Source organism: Rhodococcus sp. MEB064 (assembly GCF_000834565.1).
Lineage (GTDB): Bacteria > Actinomycetota > Actinomycetes > Mycobacteriales > Mycobacteriaceae > Rhodococcoides.
Window position 1 is genome coordinate 16,628 of sequence record NZ_JXQS01000039.1, and the last position, 19,254, is coordinate 35,881.

Genomic DNA, 19,254 nt, shown 5'->3' on the forward strand with positions numbered 1-19,254 from the left:
AGCGCGATCTCCGGTCGCTGCAGCCCTGGTGGGTCTAGCCGGACCCACCAGGGCCCATGTGGTGCTTGCGTCAGGTATCGGGAACGGTCAGTCGAGACCGTCGAACCACCCCGGCGGCGGCGGGAGCAAGCTCGCCCGCAACGGCCGGGTGTCGGTGTGTTTGTCCTTGCTGCACTGGTACATCGGCCCGTTCTCCGGATCGAGCAGCACCCGCAGGTGCGGGTCGGCGTCGTGCACCCACCACGCGGACGGCGCGCCCGGGTTGTCGCTCGCCTCCGCCCCCTCCCACGCCAGCCACAGATCGCGCAGCCGCCGGACGACCTCGTCGTGCCGCCACCACTGCGGGCAGAAGACGCGGCCACTCCTGCCGGCCGTCCCGGACAGGCGGCGGGCGATGGTGGGGGAGTACCAGCGGTCGAACCACTCGAACATGGACGCGTACTTGCGTTCCGGCGTTTCTGCGGCGGGTGCGGCGTCGGCGGCGGCGGCGTCGACGCTCACAGGAACGCCTCCACGCCGTCGGTCTTCTCGGTGCCCGCAGTAGCGGCGACGTCGTCGGACTCGTCGTCCAGGTCGTCGTCCGGGTCGGTGTCGGTGACGCCGTAGGTGGCCAGCGATGCCCGGATGCCGTCGGCGTTGGGTCCGTCGGACCAGTAGACCTTCTCCACCAGCACCGGACGGTTGCCCGAGATCTGCACCAGTGCACGCGTCTTGGGGATCGCGGCGAGGTCGTCGACGGTGAGGATCGGCTCCTTCGACCAGGACTGCGACCGGGAGGTCGATCCGGAGGCGAACATTCCGCCGTTACGCGAGTTGGACCACCGTTCGACGTCGTGGTCACCGACCAGCGCGGACAGCTCGGAGAGAGTGTTCTTGTCCTTGAGGCCGCCGCCGTACCAGAGGAAGTTGGCGGCATCGAGGAGCTGCTTGACTCCGTCCTGTCCCCACACCCGCTGCGCCTGGGAGAGGTTCTGCACCACCGTCATCACGCAGATGCCCTGCGATCCGAGGTGCGAGTACCAGGCGGGAAGCTCCGGGAGGCGGCACACGTTCGCGGCCTCGTCGAGGACGGCGAGCATCGGCACCCGCAACCGCCCGAACGGGCTCAGCCGCGCGGTGCGTTGGGCCGCGTCGATGATCGACCCGATCAGCGCGGTGGTGAGTGCGGAGGACGAGTCGGGGCCTTCCTTCGACAGTGCGTAGAGAGTGTCGGTGCCGGCGACGAAGTCCTCGACGACGAACTCGTCGAGGCTGTGCGGGTAGCGCACGGTGCGGCCGATCGCGGTGTCGATGTAGCCCTCGTGGGAGAGGTCGACGCGGTCCGGTGGGAGCACGCTCATCGCGTAGGACTGTTCTTCGAGCAGTCCGATGAAGCGCCGGGCCATGTCGTACAGGCCGTCACGCTGGCGCGGGTTCAGACCCCGGACCGATTCCAGGCGCATCGCCACGATCTGATGCCCGTGCCGCTCCAGCAGTCGTTGGGGGAGTTCGTTCTCCTCGTCGGAGAGCCACCCGTAGACGTGCAGCAGGTCGCCGCCGCCCGACGCGGCTGCGAACATCATCTGCGCGAGCAGCTCCTGTGCGCCGCCGTCGAAGTAGGCGTCGACACGGGCGGAGTCGTCGCGGGACGCGGCGGCGAAGTAGGAGGCGAGCTTGCGGGCCTTGACGATCGAGTCGACCGAGCGCAACGGATTCCACCAGAACCCATCGTCGCCGGTGGCCGACCCCTCGGCGATCGCCTGAAGGTCGTAGCGCCACACCCCACCCAGTTCCTCCCGGACACCGCGGGTGTGGTCGTGGCCGTCGCGCTTGTTCGAGGTGAACAGCGCCGCGCCCGGTGCCCCGCAGAGCGCGTCGATCGCCAACGCCGCCGTCTTGCCCATACGAGGACCGGCGAGGGCGAACAGCATGTCCTCCCAGGACATGAACAGCTTTTCCCGGCCGCGGACGGTGCGCCCCACCACCGCGCCGGTGTCGCTGTCGGACAGGGTCTTCACCAGCGCGAGGCCGGGGCGGAGCTGGCGTGCGCGGGTGCGGGCCTGGTTGCCGGTGACACCGGTCAGCTCCGACGGCGACGCCATCAACTTGGCCTTGGCGTCGACCGCGGTCGTCCCACGCCCACGGCGCAGGACCGCGATCCCGATCAACGCTGCAACGGCAAGCATCGCTGCGAGGACCAGGACGACGGTGGACAGAGTCGGCCATGTCAGGGAGCCGGCCGCGACCTCGATCAGCGCCTGGACCGGGTTGCCCGGCACCAGGGTGCTGGTGCCGGAGGCGGCGTAGCCGGCCCACAGTGCACCGTAGGACAACAGCAGTGATGCGATAAGCGCCAGGATTCCGACCAGTGGGATCGTCGACGACCGTGTACCCGCGCCGCGGGCGGTCGGGGCGTTCCTGGCCATCACAGGTCCACCCCGTCGTCCAGGTTTAAAGCCCAGGTCCGCCTGCGGTCCATGACGTCGGCAACCTCGCTGTTGTCGACATCCTGACCGGTCGCGGCGAGGCCGGTCGGTGGAGTCACCAGCTCCGTGCGGGTCACCGGCTGCCAAGAAGGCCCGAATGCCGCGTCGAGAGCGTCCTCGGCGACGACGTCGAGCTCTGCAGCTATCAGCACCTCGACATCGGGGCTTCCCTCGAACAGTGGCGAGTAGCTCGCGATACCGGTAGCAACGTAATCGTCGCGGACGTCGCTCATGTCGACCCCCGAGTCGACTAGACGCTCGTGCCACGCTGAGTCATAGACATCTGCGCGCATAGACGCCATGAACGCCTCCGCCGACGGGTCCCTGTCGAGCTCAGCGCGTGCCACCGCGGCCGCCACAGTGGCCGCGGCGGCGCAGGCGGCCAAACCCCCTATCTCTAGGTCGGTCGATGCCGGCGCAAGTGCGGACGCGGACATGGACCGACGGCGATGACTCGGTTCCGCGAGGGAGCTGCGTCCAATGTGTTTGTGATTATTCACTGCCGCTACGGTCGCCGCGAGAGCGCGGACATAAGCGTCGTAGGCGACATGGTGCGGATGACTGCTGGTATCGCGGATGTTCGACATGAAGGGCCTCACTGGGAGCGTCGGGCAGCTCTCGACCCGGTCGTCCTGCGCGATATGAACGCGCAGAAGCCAAGGTCGTGCTGGATGGACGCTCGACCGTGACCCTCATCGACGGTCGAACCGAGACGACCGTATCTTATCGAACCAGGGCCTGCACGGCGTTGTACGAATAGTAGGCATGGATCGATCGGCGTGCTACTCCGGGCGCTCGTACTGGTGGGCAGTCTGCGCGAACGCGGATCATGCGCTTCGCGCTTGACGATTCCTCGGCCGCGTCCTCGATGCTCGTGGGGTGCTCTGCCCAGTAAGACAGCGATCAACCAAACCGCGCCCGGCCCATCCCACGCAGTTAGGGCAGCTTGAGCCACACATGGTCGAGGCGAATCGCCTTGTTCGATGGCCGTTTATGGTCCGAACTCAACCACTCGGTGTTGCCGCTCCGATTGGTGCTGGCCAATTCGTGGCCTATTCCCATCAGTGCATGCGTAGTTACGTAGCCGTTCACGCGGGATTGGAGATCGGCAGTGCTTGGCTCTTGGATGTATCCAATCATCATTCCCCAGCGTTCATTTGCGCCGTAGCTTGAGCTTACAAAGCGGGCCATTCCTTCGTACACGTACGCTCGGCAGTGTCTGGTTGAATCTGTCACTCGCTTGGCCTCCAGTGCTACCCCACCTTCTTGCACCGAAATGCGAAAATCGGGTCTCGATGCCCCAGCCGCGGATTGCTGCCCCTCAATCATGGCCGATGTGGGAACAATATTCTCGATGTTGATCTGGAGCGGGTAGAAGCGACTGTTGAGCCTGCGAGCTTCGACCAGCCACCGGAAGAGCTGAATGCTGCAGTTGATTTCTGCGTTGTCAAAGGTGTGCCAGTTGTTACCAGCCCACTTGACAAGCGCTTCGTTCACCAGATCATGAACTAGTATCGGAAGCCGTCCAACTGCGCGACTATGAACAACGGCGTCCATTCGTCCGTAGACTCGGTCTTTGGCCCGTTCAAGCATAACCACCCCAGGAAGATGCGTCTTCGCTGCTCAGTAACGCTTGAAAGATGTCAGCCGCGTCGATTGCCGCTGCACTGACCGTCCAATTCACACGGCGATTTGGTTTAACGATGTGAATCTCGTCATCATTTAGAATAATCGCCTGAGGCTCCACTATGGTCGCCGACGAAAATGATTCTTCGAGCACCTCTATGTCGGCGCCCCGGAGGTGCCCGATAGTAAACTCTGGCCCGGTCGCGGGAAGTCCGACGAGGTCGCTATAGATGCATGTGATGCGAACATAACCTTCTGCCGTTTCGCTCAATCGCGCAGTCCAGGCGCCAAGCTCAAGCGAATCCAAATGTTGCTTGAGTGCGCGCGCGTAGGCGCGGAGATCGGCGTCGGACATTGCCTCGTAAGCTTGCGACATTGGTCCATCTTTGAGCTCGGAAAGCTTGTATGTAAGCGAGTCCGAGATCAGTTGACGTTCCTCGTTCGTCAGCTTGTATACCTCGCGTTCCACGATGTGATCAACTTGTTCGCGCCAATCGTCACGACCACCCGCAACTATGTCGCTCAACGCAGCGAGGGATGATTCATTGATGATTGGCAGCGGGAGGCTCAGCCATTCGCGTTGTTGCAACTGTTCGCGCTCAACGCCCCATGAACTCGATGTCATGAGGTACCAGTACTGTGCAACAGACGAACAGAGGACAGCCGTTATTGCCCGTAACTCAGATGCATGTTTAGCTGATCCAGCAAGCGCAAACAAACTGTCTGTGAAGCTTGTATTATAGGGCGCAAAAGCGGCAACCGGAGTCTCTCTAAAACCCTTCCGCATAAGTATGTGAGGAGCCAGGTAAATAGCTTGCTCACGTGGTCGATGCATTACCGAAGTGGTGATGGGTTCCTCTAAGGAATCTTCTGAAGGTGCACGGAGGGCTACAAGTAGCCTCGCTGGCAAGTGGCGTAACTCGTGCAAATGAGTGGCGTCGTTCTTGTCGCCATTTTTAGCGAGTTGGAAACCAGGCCCTCGACGCCAGCCGCGAGTTCTTGCGTGAACGTCCAAAGTGCCAAAAGATTGTTTGAGATGTGACACTAGGTTCAAGTCTCTCGGACTTCCCCACAGCAGGGTTTTCCAAATTGACGGATCGATTGTGGATTGCGACCTGGCTACCGTTTGCAGATTCTGCTGTGGCACGACAATGCCGTCGATCATTTCCGCTATTGGGGTTCGGCGCGGCGACACGTGAAGAATGTAGTCGTCCGACCTTGGTGCTGAGGCATGAAAAATGACTACAGCGGCGGGGCTCTTTGCGCCAAAGAGCTCTTTACGCAGCGGTGACAGGTCAATTATGGTTTGCACACGAAGATCGCGGAAAAACTCCAGACGGAACCGGTCGGCAGGGCCACTCCGGTTGTGGAGGATTGTCTTAGCGGGAAGGACCAGGCCGGCTGTGCCGCCTGGGTTAAGCATTGCTTGGACTTTCCAGATGAATGGAACGGCTATCTGCTGGTCCGGTGTTTGGCGGCCTTGGTTGTGCAAGTACTTTCGCGCGTCTGGCGTTAGGGTGCTCTGCCATGGTGGGTTGCCGGCTATAATATCGAACTGGCGATGGCTTAGTTGGTTTTCGGTGAAAGTATCGGAGATGACTAGATTTGTCCCAACAAGGTCGGGTAAACGCACGTCACGCCAGATCGTCCGAGGTTCGACATGCTCAAGGAGAGCGAGATAGAGGCTGAACGCAGTGACTCCAATGGCGTCGGGGTTTCGGTCGATACCGAATATCGATTCAACGAGCAACGTACTGAGCTCCGAATAACTCGGACGTGATGTTGTGAAGGCTCTACGTCGATACGCGAGCCTGCGGAATGCTTCGGTAAGGAAAATGCCGGACCCACATGCTGGGTCAAGCACAGTCGGTGGTACAGGTCCGTTATGTATCGGTAACACCTCGTCGAGGACGAGATCAACTACGCGACGGGGAGTGTAGTAGGCGGCGTCGTTTTTCTGCTGGGGTGCGAGAAGTTGCTCGTAGATTGAGCTGATCAGCTCGGGGGGAATGATGGCGAAGTCGTACCGCCAGAGTGACGCCTGCCCGGTATCTAGGTCCGTTCCTTGAAAAAAGTCCGACAGTACTCGCAGGGCGACCTGGGGGAGCGCACGAGGAAGGTTGTCTCGGCGGAAGACGTCCCCGTTGAAATGGTCAGACATGTATTCGAACAGCGAGGACAACGCGTCCCACCCGTCGTCGAGTGCCGCGTCAAGCGAAGCGGGTTGTCCGAGTTGACGCAGGTCATCAGGCTGAAGAATCTTTCGATCTTCGAGGTAGCGCACGAAAATCGATCGGCCTAGTAGAGGCTCTATCTCGTCCGTGTGCACGCCGGCGGCAATCAGGCGAGATCTCACGGTCCGGAGATTTCGGAGTAAGAGGTTATCGACGCGGTTCTGTGTGTCGAGCTGCTTCGACCTTCGGCTTGCCAGGCGGCCTGATTCAACGCTGAACCGGGTGAAGTCGGCTAGTACTGAGAGAATTTCTTGTCCATGCAGCGCTTCTGCCAACAGCGCTGCGTCGGGTTTATCCGACGCCTGGGCGGTGTTGGAGCTGAGAGCAAGTACCCCGTTCGTGGTCGCTGCAAGCAAGACGGGAACTCTGCCGTAATTCCACAAGCGCGCGTGAGCATTCATGGCGGCGTCGCGGGTGTCAGCGGCGACGAAGGCCACTAGGGGTACGGATCCCTTGAAGAACGCTGCAGAAACGCCGCACTTCATCTGAAGGTCGGTCCAGATCATCCCGCGGTCTCCGGGCTCAACGGTGTCGTCTACGTACCCGCGAGAGTTCCGGTAGCCGAGTACCTCTACGAGGTCGTCTAGCACTTTCTGAGCGGTCACCACCACCTCCTTTGCCTGACCGTCACACAGCATAGTTTGACGCCCTGACACAGTTCGACCGGCTCGCGAACCGGCTACGATGCCCTCCGAACAGCGCAAGTCGCTGAAGCTTTGAGATTCGATGGCGCACGTGCGGCGCTTCTCGACGTGGTCTCTCATCGATCCACACACAGTGCTCGCCGGTGGTCTCGCACTCCGACACTCGCCGTGTCGCCACCCACGGTGACGTTCGTGCCCGCTGCGGGGAGTCACCCCCGAGCATGGGATGAACCCGTCCTAGCGTTCGGGCACTCGTGGCCAGTCAAGAATGACCCCTCGGCCGGCCTACCCGGTCGTGCCATACTAGTCGCTCGACGGAAACCGTTCTGCACAGTTGCGACCAAGCGTGCGCATCGTCGACCTCATGCGCCTACTAGCAGTCACAGGCTGCTGCTGGTGATCCGGTAGTCGCGGACCTTCCACTGCCCCTTGGCGTCGTTCACGGTGACTGTGGCGGTGTAGGTGGTGTACGGGGTGGCCTGCCCGGACTGGTGTTGCACGGTCTGCGCGATGGTGATCGGCACGGTGGCAGTGTCGCCGTCGATGGTCGTGTCCCCGTCGGGCCGTACGACGGCGGTGAGGGTGTCGCCGCTGCGTGCCCACGCCGCCCAGTCCGAGATGGGTTTCGGGGCCGGTGACGGCGCCTGTGCGGCGGCGGTGGCCATCGGGCCGGTGAGGTGACTTGCCTGGGTGTGCAGGGCGTCCCAGGTCGAGTCCTGAACTGCCGGTTGCCAGGTGAACACGCCGGCCATAACGACGGTGGCGACGTCGATCGGGTCGGTTCCGACGGCGTCGATGGTGAACCCGGCGTCGGTTCCCCCGGCCGCGGGGGTGTCGTCGCTGTCGCCGGTGACCCACAGCGCAACGGCGGTGCCGACGGCGACGATCAGGACAACGGCCAGGGCTGCGAGCACGGTGGCGGTGGTGGGGCGTCGGCGGTGGTGGGTGTCGAACACGGTGGCTCCTTGGCGGGTCATCGGGCGAGGTCGTAGTCGCCGGCGGTGGCGGTGATGGTGGTGACGTAGTTCTGTGTCTCCGCGTACGGGGGGATGCCGCCGAACTGTTGGACGGCTCCGGGGCCGGCGTTGTACCCGGCGAGCATCAGCTCCACCGGATCACCGGTGATGGCACCGGATTCCATGCCGGGCCGCAGGTCGTCGAGGACGGTGCAGTTGTACCGTCCTTGCGCCATGACCGCATCCCCGACGTCGTCCGGGTCTCCGGCTCCGGCGGGTCCGGTGACCTCACCGGTCTCGTCGTCGACTGGAAATCCGTAGGACGACCAGGTGCCGGGCAGGAACTGGGTATAGCCGCGTGCCCCGGCAGGACTGGTCAGACCGGCCCGAAACCCGGACTCCTGCTTGATCTGTGCAGCGAGGACGGCCGGGGAGAGTTCGCGGCACTGCGCGGCGGAGAGCGGAAGCCACTTCTCGAACTCCGGTGGGATCTGACCGGCCGCGAGGTCGGCGTGGTCGCCGATACCCGCGCCGGGTGCGGTGGTGCAGGTGCCGTTCGCCTTCGGTGCCGATCCCGCTCCACCCGGTACCGCCCCGTATCTCTGCCCGGGCGCGGGCGGTCCGTGGCCGACGGTGGTGACGTGGACGTGGTCGAAGTGGTTCTGCGTCGGTGATCCCCTGTCCTCCATGATGTTCGGTTCACCGTCGGAGGGAATGTACTGCTGTCGCCAGATCATGTACTCGATCTGCAACACCTCGCGGTTGGCCCAGAGATAGTCCTTCACCTGATCGCCGAGTGCCTTGCCTTCCTCGGAGGACCAGTTGTCGATCATGATGTCCGCGGCCCGCCCGGACGGGTGATCCTGGGAAATCGGATCCGACGGCCGCCACCCGCCGATGTTGGTGATCTGCGGGAACTTCGCGTGGACGGCGCGGGCGACGCGGGCCGTGTCGACCTGCCAGTGCTCTTCCGACCCCACCGAGGCCGGGAGCTCCGCCATCTCGGCGGCCCCAGTCCCCACCGACGTGTCCGGGGCGGCCGGAACCTGCGGTGTCGGGGATGCCGACCCCGGTGTGCCGCTACCGGGTTCGGCGGCTGCGACGTACGGGGCGGGGTCTATGCCGCCGCCCTGCGTCCACCCGCCGGGGTGGTACTCGAAGTGCAGGTGCGCTCCGGTGGTGTCGCCGTTGTTGCCCTCGTTCGCGATGTGCTGGCCGGCAGTGACCCGGTCCCCCACCTTGACGAGGACGCCGTCCGGGAACATGTGCCCGTAGACGGTGGAGACGACGCGCCCGCCGATGTTGTGGTCGAGGACGATCCACTGCCCGAATCCCTGCGCCTCACCCGCTTTGGAGACGACACCGTCGGCGTAGGCGTAGATGGGGGTGCCGATCGGACCGGCGAGGTCGATGCCGTTGTGCTGCGTTCCCCACCGTGGCCCGAAGCCGCTGGTGAGCTGCGCTTCGCCGGTCTTCATGGGCTTGGCGAACGACCCGGCAGGGACGCCCCCGGCCGACGGCACCGAGGTGCCCAAGGGCAGGCAGTCCTCGTCGCCCGAGGGGCTGAGGGTGGTGACGAACAGGACCACGAACAGTGCCGCCGCGAGGACCGCGACGAGGGCGACGATCCCGCCCTTCTTCACCGCCGCGCCCCGCTCATGACCGACTCGGCGGCCACCGAACGCGGTGAGACCGCGGCGAGCCGGTCGGTGAGTCGGCGGTTGACCGCGAGCAGCCGCTCGATCTCGGCCTCGGCGGCCCGCAGCTTCGCGACGACCTCGTCGGCGGCCGGGGCGCGGGAGGGCCCGAACTCGGTCTTGATCCACCGGTTCACGGTGTTGACGTGCGCCCCGATCTGTTCGGCGATGGCGGTGACGCACTGGTCGCGGGAGGCGTAGTTCGGCCGCGATGACCGGTAGGTGCTCAGCGCCCAGTTCCGGACGTCCGCCTCGTAGCGGGGCCGCATCAGAAGTCCCCGGTGCCGGTGTGGGCGGCGGCCAGGTCGCCGCGGCCACCCTGGAAGTACTCCGCGAAGCGCGCGTTGGTGTCGTGGACTCCGGTGTCGAGCTCGACGTCGGTGAACACCGTCTGGATAGGGATGCCGGGGGTGTTGTCCTTGGCGACCTTGATCAGAAACTTCCCTCGCCCGATGGGGGCGCGTGCGGTGCGCCGCTCCGCCGAGCGCAGCGCGGCCCCGCGGGACCAGGAGGTCACCATGCTCGCTTCGGCGGGGGTGAACTTGAGCTCGCCGGAGAGTCGTTCGACCTCACCGATGGGCAGCCCCCCGCACACGACCATCCCGGCGCGGTCGATGAACCCTTTGGCGGTCTTGATGTCCGCTTCGGTGGGCAGGGTCTCGAGGTCGCGGCCGGTGTGGGTGATCATCAGCAGCCCGGCGCCGTCGGTGCGGTTGAGGCGGGAGATCTCGTTGACGCGGGCGACCATGCCGGGGCCGGCCCCGATGACCTGCCACAGCTCGTCGAGGGCGAGCAGGAACAGCCGCTGGCGGTCCAGTCCGGCGTCGGCGAGCAGGTGCGCGGCTTCGACGGTGCCGTAGGCGTCGGCCCAGCAAGAGAGCATCACGGCCGCTTTGAGGGTGGTGTCGCCGCGGTCGAGGGAGGAGACGTCGATGACGATCACGGGGGCGTCGAGGTCGAGCGGTTCGGAGGTGTGGTCGGCGAAGATGTCACCGAGCGGGCCGGAGATGAGCGCGCCGAGCGCCTGCATCAGCTCGGTGATCTGCTCCCGGTATCCCTCGCGCGTCGTCTGGTACGCCGCGCGCTGCATCGCCGCGGATCCGGCGTCGATGCGTTCGTACAGGTCGACCAGCAGCGGGGGCCGGTCGTAGCTGAATCCGCCGTCGGAGTAGAGCTCGTCGAGGGCGGTACCGATGAGGGAGTTCTCGAACGCCTTCACCGAGTGGGTGTCGTAGCGGATCAGCTCCACCAGGGCGCACACGGCGTTGACCTGTCGGGTCCGCACGGTCAGCTCGGCCGTGCCGATCAGTTCGTCGAGCTGGGCGACCCTGGCGCGGTCCCCGGCGGCCGCGGCGTCGACGCGGGCGCGGCGGATGCGGGCGACGGCCTGGCCGAGGGTGCCGGCGGCGAGCGGGTTGAGGTGCCCGCCGCCGTAGCCGAGGGTGACGACCTGGCCGCCGACGAGGTGCGCGAGCTTGACGTATTCGGCCTTGATGTCGCCGGCGACGATGGGCGTCTGGCCCCACGCGATCGCGCCGAGCAGGATCTTGCGGATCAGCGATGACTTCCCGAGTCCGGGGAGGGAGAGGACGAACATCGACGGGTTGGCGATGTGGTTGTCGCGGAAGTAGGCGAACGGGTCGCACGAGACGGCCTCGCCGGTGATGGCGTGCTGGCCGACGATGGTGCCCGAGGCCGGTGCGGCGGCGCCGATGGCCCACGGGTTGAACCCGCAGACCTGCACCGATGATGCCTCGTACTCGATGGGCGCGGGGACGGCGAGCATCCGGCCTCCACCGGGGCCGGTGTATCCGCGGGAGGTGGCGCGCTTGGCTCCGCGCCACCAGGGATCGCCCGTCAGTTCCTCGGTCACCTCACCGTGGGCGTTGCGCCACCGGGCCAGCCCGAGGCCGGTGCGGGTCCACCAGGCCGGTTCGTCATCGTCGCCGTCGGCGATGCGCTGCGCCAACTGCTCGTAGTCGACGTCGGCGATCAACCAGCGCACCCCGCGAGGGAGCATCTGCAGCTGAACCTCCACGCCGGCGTCCGGATCGAGATCATGGCGGGGACTGGTGGCGATGCTCATGGAGAACCTTCCGGTGGGAACGGCGGGCGGGGCGGGCGAGCGCAGGCGGGCGGTGCGGACGGGGGTGGTGCGGCCGGCTCAGCTGTGCCGCACCAGCGCCGAGGTGGTGACGTGGTCGGGCAGCAGGAACCCGACGCCCAGGCCGGCGGCGAACGCGGCGTCCTGGAAGCCGTGGGCGCGGCGCAGACCGAGGCGAGCGCGAGCGGCGAGCGATTCGATGACCGCGGCAGCGTTCGCGACGTCGGCGGGATCGGCCACGGTGATCGTCACCAGCGCCGAGTAGCGCAGTTGTCCGGCCCCGGCGACCATCTCCTTGCGGGTCTGCGAGGTGATCTCGAGGCGCTTCTCCGCTTCGGCGGAGCTGATCTTCGCTCCGCGGGAGTTGATGGCGTGCAGGGCGTCTCGGTGCTGCTTCTCGACCTTCTTCGCCGCGTCGCCGGCGGAGAACGGCCGGTAGATCAGGGTGAGCCGTTTTCGGAGCAGGTCGTCGTGCGGTTGGAGCAGCGGCTTGAGGACGGTGTCGGTGAACACCGATTCCGGCGGCGCGGCCATCTCGTAGACGACGGAGACGACACCGTCGTGCCGGTACTGCCCCCACACCGATGAGGCGCGGCCGGGACCGGCGTCCTCCCACGCCACCCCGTGATCGAGGCCCGCGATGTCCAGTTCCTCGAAATCGTTCTCCGTCGACGGGTTGTACGAACGATGCACCGCGGCGGTGATCTCCGCCGCGGTCATAGGCTGCGCGTCGATGCCCGCCCCGGCAAGGTTGCCGTAGAGGTCCGGCAGTCGCCGCGCCAGCTCGGCCGCCATCTCCTCCGGATCGTTCTGCCGTTCCTTGGTGGTGGCGCGGAAGGTGATCGACAACCGGGCCAGCGTGCGGTGCCGGCCCGACGGCATCCGCACCGACGACTGCCGCACGAACGCCGTCGACAGCTCCGGTGCGTACGGGACGACCTCACGCTCGACCAGGCGGGAGAGGCGAAGTCCGGTCGCGGGAATGTTCTCCACGACCACCTCGGCGCCGACGATGTCGCCCGGCAGTCCGAGGTCGGCGAGGTAGACACCCCACTCGGCGGTGTAGAGGTCCTTCTCTCCGCGGGCGACCGCTTCGTCGCCGCCGGGGAGGCAGTCGACGACGACGGTGTACCGCTGCTTCTTGGGGTGATGGATCATCCCGAACTCGTTGCCGTGCCGGTCGATTCCGACGTAGAGCGTGGTGTGCGCCAACCACCCGGGCAGCCGGTAGCGGCCACCGGGGATCGACGAGTGAGGTCCGGCGTGGTACTCGGCGGAGCGGCTGACGCGGCTGCGGAAGAACTGCATTCTCAGGTGGCCTTTCTCGTAGAGGGAGCGCCCGCCCGGCGCGATCGCCAGCGGCACGAGGAGCACCGCGCCGAGCGACATGAGAGCGAACCCTGCGGGGGCGTTGCCCCAGATCAGGACCGCGAACGCGAGGGCGAAGAAACCGCCTGCGTAGGCGATGACCTTGTTGGACAGCCCGAACGCGAAGGTGCTTTTGGGGCGCGTTCCGGCGGAGTAGATCGCCGGCTCCTCGTGGACGGCCGCAGTGGAGGAGAACGTAGGTGCGGTCATCGCTGAACCCGTCCGTGGTAGTTGCCGACTGCGCCGTCGGCGGCGGCGCCGAGGCTCCCGGCGACCTGTGCGGCCCCCCGGACGCCGGAGCCGGCAGTGCGCATCGCGCCCGCGGCCCCGGACATGACACCGCCCGTCGCCCGTCGTCCAACGGAGGCCGCTCTCGACAGCGCGCCCGTGGGTCCGGATCGTCCCGACGAGCCGGCCGAGGCCGACCCGCCCGTGTAGCGGCCCTGCATCCCGGCAACCGATCTCGCGCCGGTACCCGCAGCGCCCATCCCGCCGCCACCGCCGCCGGATGCCGCCGGTGAGATGGTCCGTGCCATACCGCCCAGTGCGCGAGCACCGGTCGCGGCGGCCCCACCCGCCAGCGCCCCACCGGCGGCAGCGAGGCCCGCGGCCTGCGATCCCCCGGCGGCGATGGTCTCCGCGGCCGGGGCAATGATCCGCACCAGCGTGGGCAGCGCGAACCCGACGATCGCCACTAGCGCAGACCCGATGATCACCGAGGACACCGGATCACCGGACGTCGCGGACTGCGCCCAGAACGCGAACAGGTACAGCAGCGTCGCAACGGGCTTGAACAGCAACGCACCGATGGTGAAGGCGATCATCGACTTGTAGGACGAGCGCCCAGTAGCGGTTGCCGAGGATGCTGCGGCGAGCGGGATGACGGCGACGACGACGCAGAGCACCGCTTCGCGGATGAGCAGGGCGATGAGCTGGGCGACAGAGCCGAGGAAGGCGAAACCGGCGCACGCGAGGGCGAACACTGGTCCCAGTCCGGTCTTGTCGTCGAACGCGGTGATGGCGGTGATCTTCTCGTTCAGGTCTGCCCCGACAAACTCCTTCAGGGCGAACGCCGACGCGGCATCCCCGCCCTGATGGAGCATGAGCACCAGCACCGGCAGTAGCGAGACGGTGAACACGGTGCGCACCAACATATTCGCGGTCTCCGTCGCCCCTTCCATCACGGCCTGTTTGCGGGCAATGGCGAGTTTGGTCATGGCGATGACGATGGAGGCGAACAGCGCCGCGATGGTGAATCCGGAGACGATGTTGCGTAGCCCCGACATCGCCGTCTCGGCTCCGAGTCCCGGTATGCCGGTGGTCATCCAGAACGTCATCACGGTGCGGAACGCTTGCGCGTTGCCCTCCATGACGGCTTTGGCGAAGTCGCCGACGGAGTCGCCCCAGAACGCGGAGGCGGCGGACGATGCTGCGGTGGACACGGCCGCGCCGGGGTTGTCCTCGAACGCGTTGATCAGGCAGAAGGATTCCGGTACAAGGTTTCCGGTTGCACCATTGATCAGATCCCCGATCCACGGTGCGTCGGTCTCGGCGAGGCATTCGCGCCGATCTTGTTGGAAGGCGTTGCTCTCGTCGGCGATCCCGGTCACCGGGGCCACCGGGGGCGGGGTCGGTTCCTGGGCGGCGGCGGTGCCGGCGCCGAGACCGAGCAGGGCGAGGAGAACGACGACGGCCGCAGTGAGCCGAGCCAGCCGTGTCACGAGAGTGTCCAGGGGGTGAATCCGGCGATGCTCGCGACGTCGGGTGTCGCGGAGACGGATCGGCCGTCGAGTCGAGCTCGCCACTCGCCGCTGTCGTGGAACAGTGCTGCTCGCATCACGGTCCAGGCGGGGGTGGTGCGCCGTTGGCCGTTGTCGTCGATGGGGATGTTGATCGCGTACTCGACGGAGGCGAAGTCGTCGGTGCAACTGATGATCCGGAACGCCTCAGGGGCTGGGAACGAGGAACCGCTGAGTCCTTCACCGTCCCAGGACTGGTCGGCCGACTTCTGCGCCAGCTCGTCGGTGGCAACGGTCAGCTTCTCGTAGGCGTCCTTCGCTACGGGGCCTGGTCCGTAGACGCGGCCGATCCAGTTCCACCCGGCGAGCGCCGCGCCCTGGGGGGTGCGGGCGTACCCGGTGAGGACGTTGCCCTCGACGCGGGTGGGCCCGTCGCTGGTGGAGACCAGCGTGGGCAGTCCGACGGTCTGCTGAATCTGCACGCCGGACGGAGACGAGACAGGTCCTGCGGTGTCGCATCCGCTGCGCTCGCCTGCCGGCTCCTGCGTGAGCGGCGCTCCGACAGGGTTGTTCGGGACGGTGACCTTACGGCCAAGGATGTCCACGACGGGTGTTCCGAACCCTGTGCGGCCGTTGTCGATCGAACCCGGGACGGGTGGGGCCGGTGCCGGCGAGGACGTCGTCGACGGGTCAGCGGTGTCGGTGGCCGCGTCGTCGTCCCCGGGGTTCGGAACGACGAAGACCAGGCCACCGATGACGGCCAGGACCACGAGGACGGCGGCTGCGATCAGCAACCGGTGGACGGGGGTGCTCATGAGGCAGCTTTCAGTTCGGTATAGCCGGCCAGGTCGTCGAGCTCGGCGGCGTCGATGTTCTCCTCGGGAGTCGGAAGCACGATCCGCCAGTCGTTGCCGACCCACTGCAGGGCGACGGGGTAGCTGTAGAGCTGTGAGTCCTCGCCGATTGTTTGTGCCACCGACACTGCGGCGGTCGCCGCGTCGGGCTCGTAGGCGGTGACGTCGAAGCCGACGAACCGCGGCGCGGACTCCTGCGGCACGGTCCCGGCGACGGTGACGGCGGAGCGGGCGACCGCGAACGCGTCGCGTCCCGGGCCCGGTGCGGTGACGGTGTTGACCACTTCGGGCCAGGTGCGATCGTCGGCGACGGCGAGCGCGGTCTGCCCGTTGATCGCGGCCAGAACAGCTCCCTGTGGGCTCTTGTCGTAGCCGTGGCGGGTCACTCCGGTTCCCGTCGACGGTCCGGCCGTGGGCGAACTGGGCACGCTGACGCCCCCGACCGTGCGCCACTCGAGGTCGGACGGTGCAGAGGCGGTGTCGATCTGTTCCTCGGCAGGGGCGGCGGTGTCGCTCGCCTCCGACCCGCACGCTGCGGCGATCAGGACGACGGCGACGGCGGAGCTCAGATGTGCGGATCGGGACAGTGCCACGGGGAGTGCACCTTTCGTTGGGGGAGCGCAGCGAGGGCTCTCACGCCATGACTGCTTGGGCGAGTCCCGACGAGGAACCGATGACAGTGGCGCAGAGGAGGATGCGGGCGAGGGTGGCACTCTCGACTATCTGCACCCCGGTGGACTTGCGCTGGTTGACAAGGATTGCCCCGCACAGAACCAGGGCGGCCACGCAGGCGATGATGCCGATCCAAAGCAACCATGACAGCGCCGTCATCAACGGGCTCCAAACCTCGGCGGGGAACTCCACCGGCTCGGTCGGTGGCTGCGCATAAATGCTCACGGCGCTGCACCGGCGGCGGGGGCGACTGTGTCGGGGGTCAAAACGCGAGGCCGTTGATCAGACCCGATGAAGCGCCGACGACCACGGCGCCGATGAGGTTCCACATGAGCGCCGATCCGCCGTCGGAGCCTCCGTGCTTCTTCGACACTCCGAGTGTCGCGGCGGCATAGACAAGTGAACCGACCAGCCAGATGATGGCGCCCCACATCAACCAGCCGAGCAGCATAGACACTTTGTCGCCGATCTCACCGGTAGGTACCTGAGGGGCGACGTCGCCGATGTTCTGGGACAGAAACAAGGTCGCAGTGGTGGTGAGCATGTGGTCCTCCGATATCGAGAGCAATAGGTGTCAGTGCGCGGTGGTAGCTGCGAGTCGAGCGGCGGCGAACGCGGAATGACCGGCGGCGACGAGGCCGGGATGTGGGGCGGCCGCGGAGGTCACCGATCGCATCCGGCCGGGCGGCGATGGGTCTGGTTCGGCCGGTGACCACACCGCGAGGTCGGAGTAGGTGTGCACGCGAAGGTCCGGCACCCACGGCAGATGCCACACCGCGGGTGCGGCGGACGCGACGACGTCGGCGCTGCGCCGCAGCGTCTTCGGCAACTTCCCCGGGGCGTCCGGGACCAGCGCCAGACCGAGGACGGTGCACCCACCGGTGAGACCTGCGGCGGACTGGAGCAGCAGGTCGTGCGCGGCGGCGAGCCCGGTGCGGTGGGTGCGGGCGACGACGATGACCGACCGGTACCGGTCGTGGGCAGGCCACCCGCCGTGCGCGTCGGCGGCGGGCGCCCAGACGCGCGCGAGAGTCGACACTCCCGCACCGCCGTGTGCGCCGAGCAGCCACATCACCGGTGGTCGCCCGACACCGGCAACCGGCTCCGTGTGGACCGGTGCCTGGCGGTCGATCGGTGGGATCCGCAGACCGGCGGGGACGACCGGGGCCGACCCCGAGGTGTCGTCGCTGTAGAGCTCGTGATTGTCGATCGGCTGTGCGGCCATGTCGACGTCTCCTTCTACAGGTGAGTCGGTCACCTGGCGGCGGTCGGGGTGGACCCGGCCGACGTCGGTGCAGGCGAGCTGGTGGTCGTCGGTGCAGCGCCGACGGCGGTCCGCGCACTCGCGGTGAGGATCTGGCCTGCGCTGCGGACGGTATCGGGGGTGGCGAGGAGCTGGGCGCTGCTTCCGAGGACGGCTCCGACCTTGTCGGCGAGGGTGCTGTCGCCGGTGAGGTCTGCGGCGAGCGCGACGATCCACCGCACCGTCAACTGCACCGGCGTCTCTCCGCGGTTGCCGACCGGGACGCTGTCGTAGGAGCCGTGTTTGACGGCAGTGTTCCAGTACGAGGTGTCGGTGACGAGCTGCGCGAGACCGGCGTTGTCGTCGATGGTGCGGGTGACTTCGTCAAACGCGACGTTCACGGCGGAGTCGATCGTTGCCGGGGGCACCAGCTTGACCGCGGCGATTCCGACCTTCGCGGCGATGATGCCGAGTGCGGCAGGGGGGTTGGTCAGGCCGACGGCGGCGAGCTGGCCGATGGTCTCCGGGGTGATGACGTCCTTGGCGACGGTGATGGCAGCGCCGATCGCCATGCCCGCGATCTTGGTGACCGCGCTGACCGCCTCGTCGATGGCTTCGTCGTCGCCGACGGCCGTCGGGTCGGAGTACTTGGCCATCTTCCCGAGCACGGTGTCGGGGGCGCTGGTGACCTCGAACTGACCGCGGGCACTGTCGAAGTCGAGGTTGTCGTTGACCACCGAGGCGCCGGTGAGCAGTGCGGAGCGTCCGACGGCGGCGCTGACGTCGGTGAGGATACGCACCGGGTCGCGGGTGTCCATCGAGGACTGTCCGGCGATGTTGGCGACCATCTTCGCCGCGGGGGTGTTCGCGGGGGTGTCGCACGCGAGATCGCCTGCGGTGCAGTAGGAGGCGACGCGGTCGGCGACTGCGCCGAAGTCTGCCTCGGCGGGGTCGGGGGCGATGCCGCCCCCGGCGGGTGGTGTCGAGGCGACGGCCGGTGCGAGCTGCACGGACTGCACCGCTGCCCCGTCGGTACCGGGGGCGGGTGCGGGACTGGCGTCGCCGCCGCCGAGGACCGGTTCGCCCTCTCCGCGTGTGGGGTCGGAGAACAGTGCGCCGCCGGCGAACCGGTCGGCGTCGATGGGTCCGGTCCCGGCTCCGATCTCGCGGATGATCTCGGAGGCGATCTGACCGCCCTGGGAGTACCCGGAGACGAACACCCTGGTGCCGGGGCAATTCTCCGCGATGTCGCCGATCATGGTGGTGGCGTTGTCGATGCCGGTCTGCACGGACGCCGCGTAGGTGTCGGAAGACCGATCACCGGGCTTGCCGCCGAACGACGCCGGATACGGGACGTAGCTGCGGTCAAGCGCGGGTTCGGCGCCGGAGTTGGCGTCGCGCATGGCCGGAACGGTGAGCCGGGAGAAGAACCCGGAATCGGCGTCGGGTGAGCTGTTCTCGTCGATCTCGGCGGTGCCGGGGACGACGACCAGGTGCAGCGGTGCGCACCCATCGGTGGCGGCGGGTGCCGTCGTGGTCGGTGCGGCGTGCGCGGTCGCGGCGGCGAGCAGGGTCGCGGCGACAACGGTGGCCGCGACGGCGACGCGAGCCGTTCTGCGATGCGGGGCGGGGGTCATGGGTGGTGCCTCTCG

At 66.9% G+C, this 19,254-nt stretch carries 17 protein-coding genes; all 17 read right to left on the bottom strand.

The window, feature by feature from the left end; genetic code table 11:
* Nucleotides 1-87: 87 nt before the first annotated feature.
* The gene (locus tag RU01_RS17280; protein WP_052493338.1) at nt 88-501 is read right to left on the bottom strand and encodes a DUF4913 domain-containing protein; all 414 of its coding nucleotides are present in this window, start codon (nt 499-501) and stop codon (nt 88-90) included.
* On the bottom strand, nt 498-2,405 hold the full coding sequence (locus RU01_RS17285) for a type IV secretory system conjugative DNA transfer family protein (RefSeq protein ID WP_052493339.1): 1,908 nt from the start codon (nt 2,403-2,405) through the stop codon (nt 498-500). The genes RU01_RS17280 and RU01_RS17285 overlap by 4 nt, the downstream gene beginning before the upstream one ends.
* A complete protein-coding gene (locus RU01_RS22945) occupies nt 2,405-2,698 on the bottom strand; it encodes a hypothetical protein (protein ID WP_156148972.1) in 294 nt (97 codons plus the stop codon). The genes RU01_RS17285 and RU01_RS22945 overlap by 1 nt, the downstream gene beginning before the upstream one ends.
* A gap of 703 nt (nt 2,699-3,401) precedes the next feature.
* A complete protein-coding gene (locus RU01_RS17295) occupies nt 3,402-3,962 on the bottom strand; it encodes a hypothetical protein (protein ID WP_042575822.1) in 561 nt (186 codons plus the stop codon).
* A gap of 88 nt (nt 3,963-4,050) precedes the next feature.
* A complete protein-coding gene (locus RU01_RS22580) occupies nt 4,051-6,930 on the bottom strand; it encodes an HsdM family class I SAM-dependent methyltransferase (RefSeq protein WP_197074804.1) in 2,880 nt (959 codons plus the stop codon).
* A gap of 419 nt (nt 6,931-7,349) precedes the next feature.
* Nucleotides 7,350-7,925, bottom strand: coding sequence for a hypothetical protein (locus tag RU01_RS22240; RefSeq protein WP_156148973.1), 576 nt, complete (start codon nt 7,923-7,925; stop codon nt 7,350-7,352).
* A 17-nt stretch (nt 7,926-7,942) separates the two neighbouring features.
* Entirely contained in the window at nt 7,943-9,568 is a 1,626-nt protein-coding gene (locus tag RU01_RS17310) for a peptidoglycan DD-metalloendopeptidase family protein (protein WP_042575824.1), read from the bottom strand.
* Complete coding sequence (locus RU01_RS17315; protein WP_042575825.1) at nt 9,565-9,891, bottom strand: hypothetical protein; 327 nt, start codon at nt 9,889-9,891, stop codon at nt 9,565-9,567. Before RU01_RS17315 ends, RU01_RS17310 begins: the two co-directional genes overlap by 4 nt.
* On the bottom strand, nt 9,891-11,708 hold the full coding sequence (locus tag RU01_RS17320; RefSeq protein WP_052493341.1) for an ATP/GTP-binding protein: 1,818 nt from the start codon (nt 11,706-11,708) through the stop codon (nt 9,891-9,893). Before RU01_RS17320 ends, RU01_RS17315 begins: the two co-directional genes overlap by 1 nt.
* A 78-nt stretch (nt 11,709-11,786) precedes the next feature.
* Entirely contained in the window at nt 11,787-13,304 is a 1,518-nt protein-coding gene (locus RU01_RS17325; protein ID WP_052493342.1) for an SCO6880 family protein, read from the bottom strand.
* Entirely contained in the window at nt 13,301-14,815 is a 1,515-nt protein-coding gene (locus RU01_RS17330; RefSeq protein ID WP_042575826.1) for a hypothetical protein, read from the bottom strand. The genes RU01_RS17325 and RU01_RS17330 overlap by 4 nt, the downstream gene beginning before the upstream one ends.
* Entirely contained in the window at nt 14,812-15,648 is an 837-nt protein-coding gene (locus RU01_RS22245) for a hypothetical protein (protein ID WP_052493343.1), read from the bottom strand. The genes RU01_RS17330 and RU01_RS22245 overlap by 4 nt, the downstream gene beginning before the upstream one ends.
* A complete protein-coding gene (locus RU01_RS17340) occupies nt 15,645-16,280 on the bottom strand; it encodes a hypothetical protein (protein WP_042575827.1) in 636 nt (211 codons plus the stop codon). Before RU01_RS17340 ends, RU01_RS22245 begins: the two co-directional genes overlap by 4 nt.
* A gap of 40 nt (nt 16,281-16,320) precedes the next feature.
* Nucleotides 16,321-16,584, bottom strand: a complete 264-nt coding sequence (locus RU01_RS17345; RefSeq protein WP_042575828.1) for a hypothetical protein — start codon at nt 16,582-16,584, stop codon at nt 16,321-16,323.
* A 37-nt stretch (nt 16,585-16,621) separates the two neighbouring features.
* Nucleotides 16,622-16,903, bottom strand: coding sequence for a hypothetical protein (locus RU01_RS17350; protein WP_042575829.1), 282 nt, complete (start codon nt 16,901-16,903; stop codon nt 16,622-16,624).
* Between the two features lie 30 nt (nt 16,904-16,933).
* On the bottom strand, nt 16,934-17,584 hold the full coding sequence (locus RU01_RS17355) for a DUF6668 family protein (RefSeq protein ID WP_052493348.1): 651 nt from the start codon (nt 17,582-17,584) through the stop codon (nt 16,934-16,936).
* Between the two features lie 29 nt (nt 17,585-17,613).
* A complete protein-coding gene (locus RU01_RS17360) occupies nt 17,614-19,239 on the bottom strand; it encodes a cutinase family protein (protein WP_042575830.1) in 1,626 nt (541 codons plus the stop codon).
* Nucleotides 19,240-19,254 lie beyond the last annotated feature (15 nt).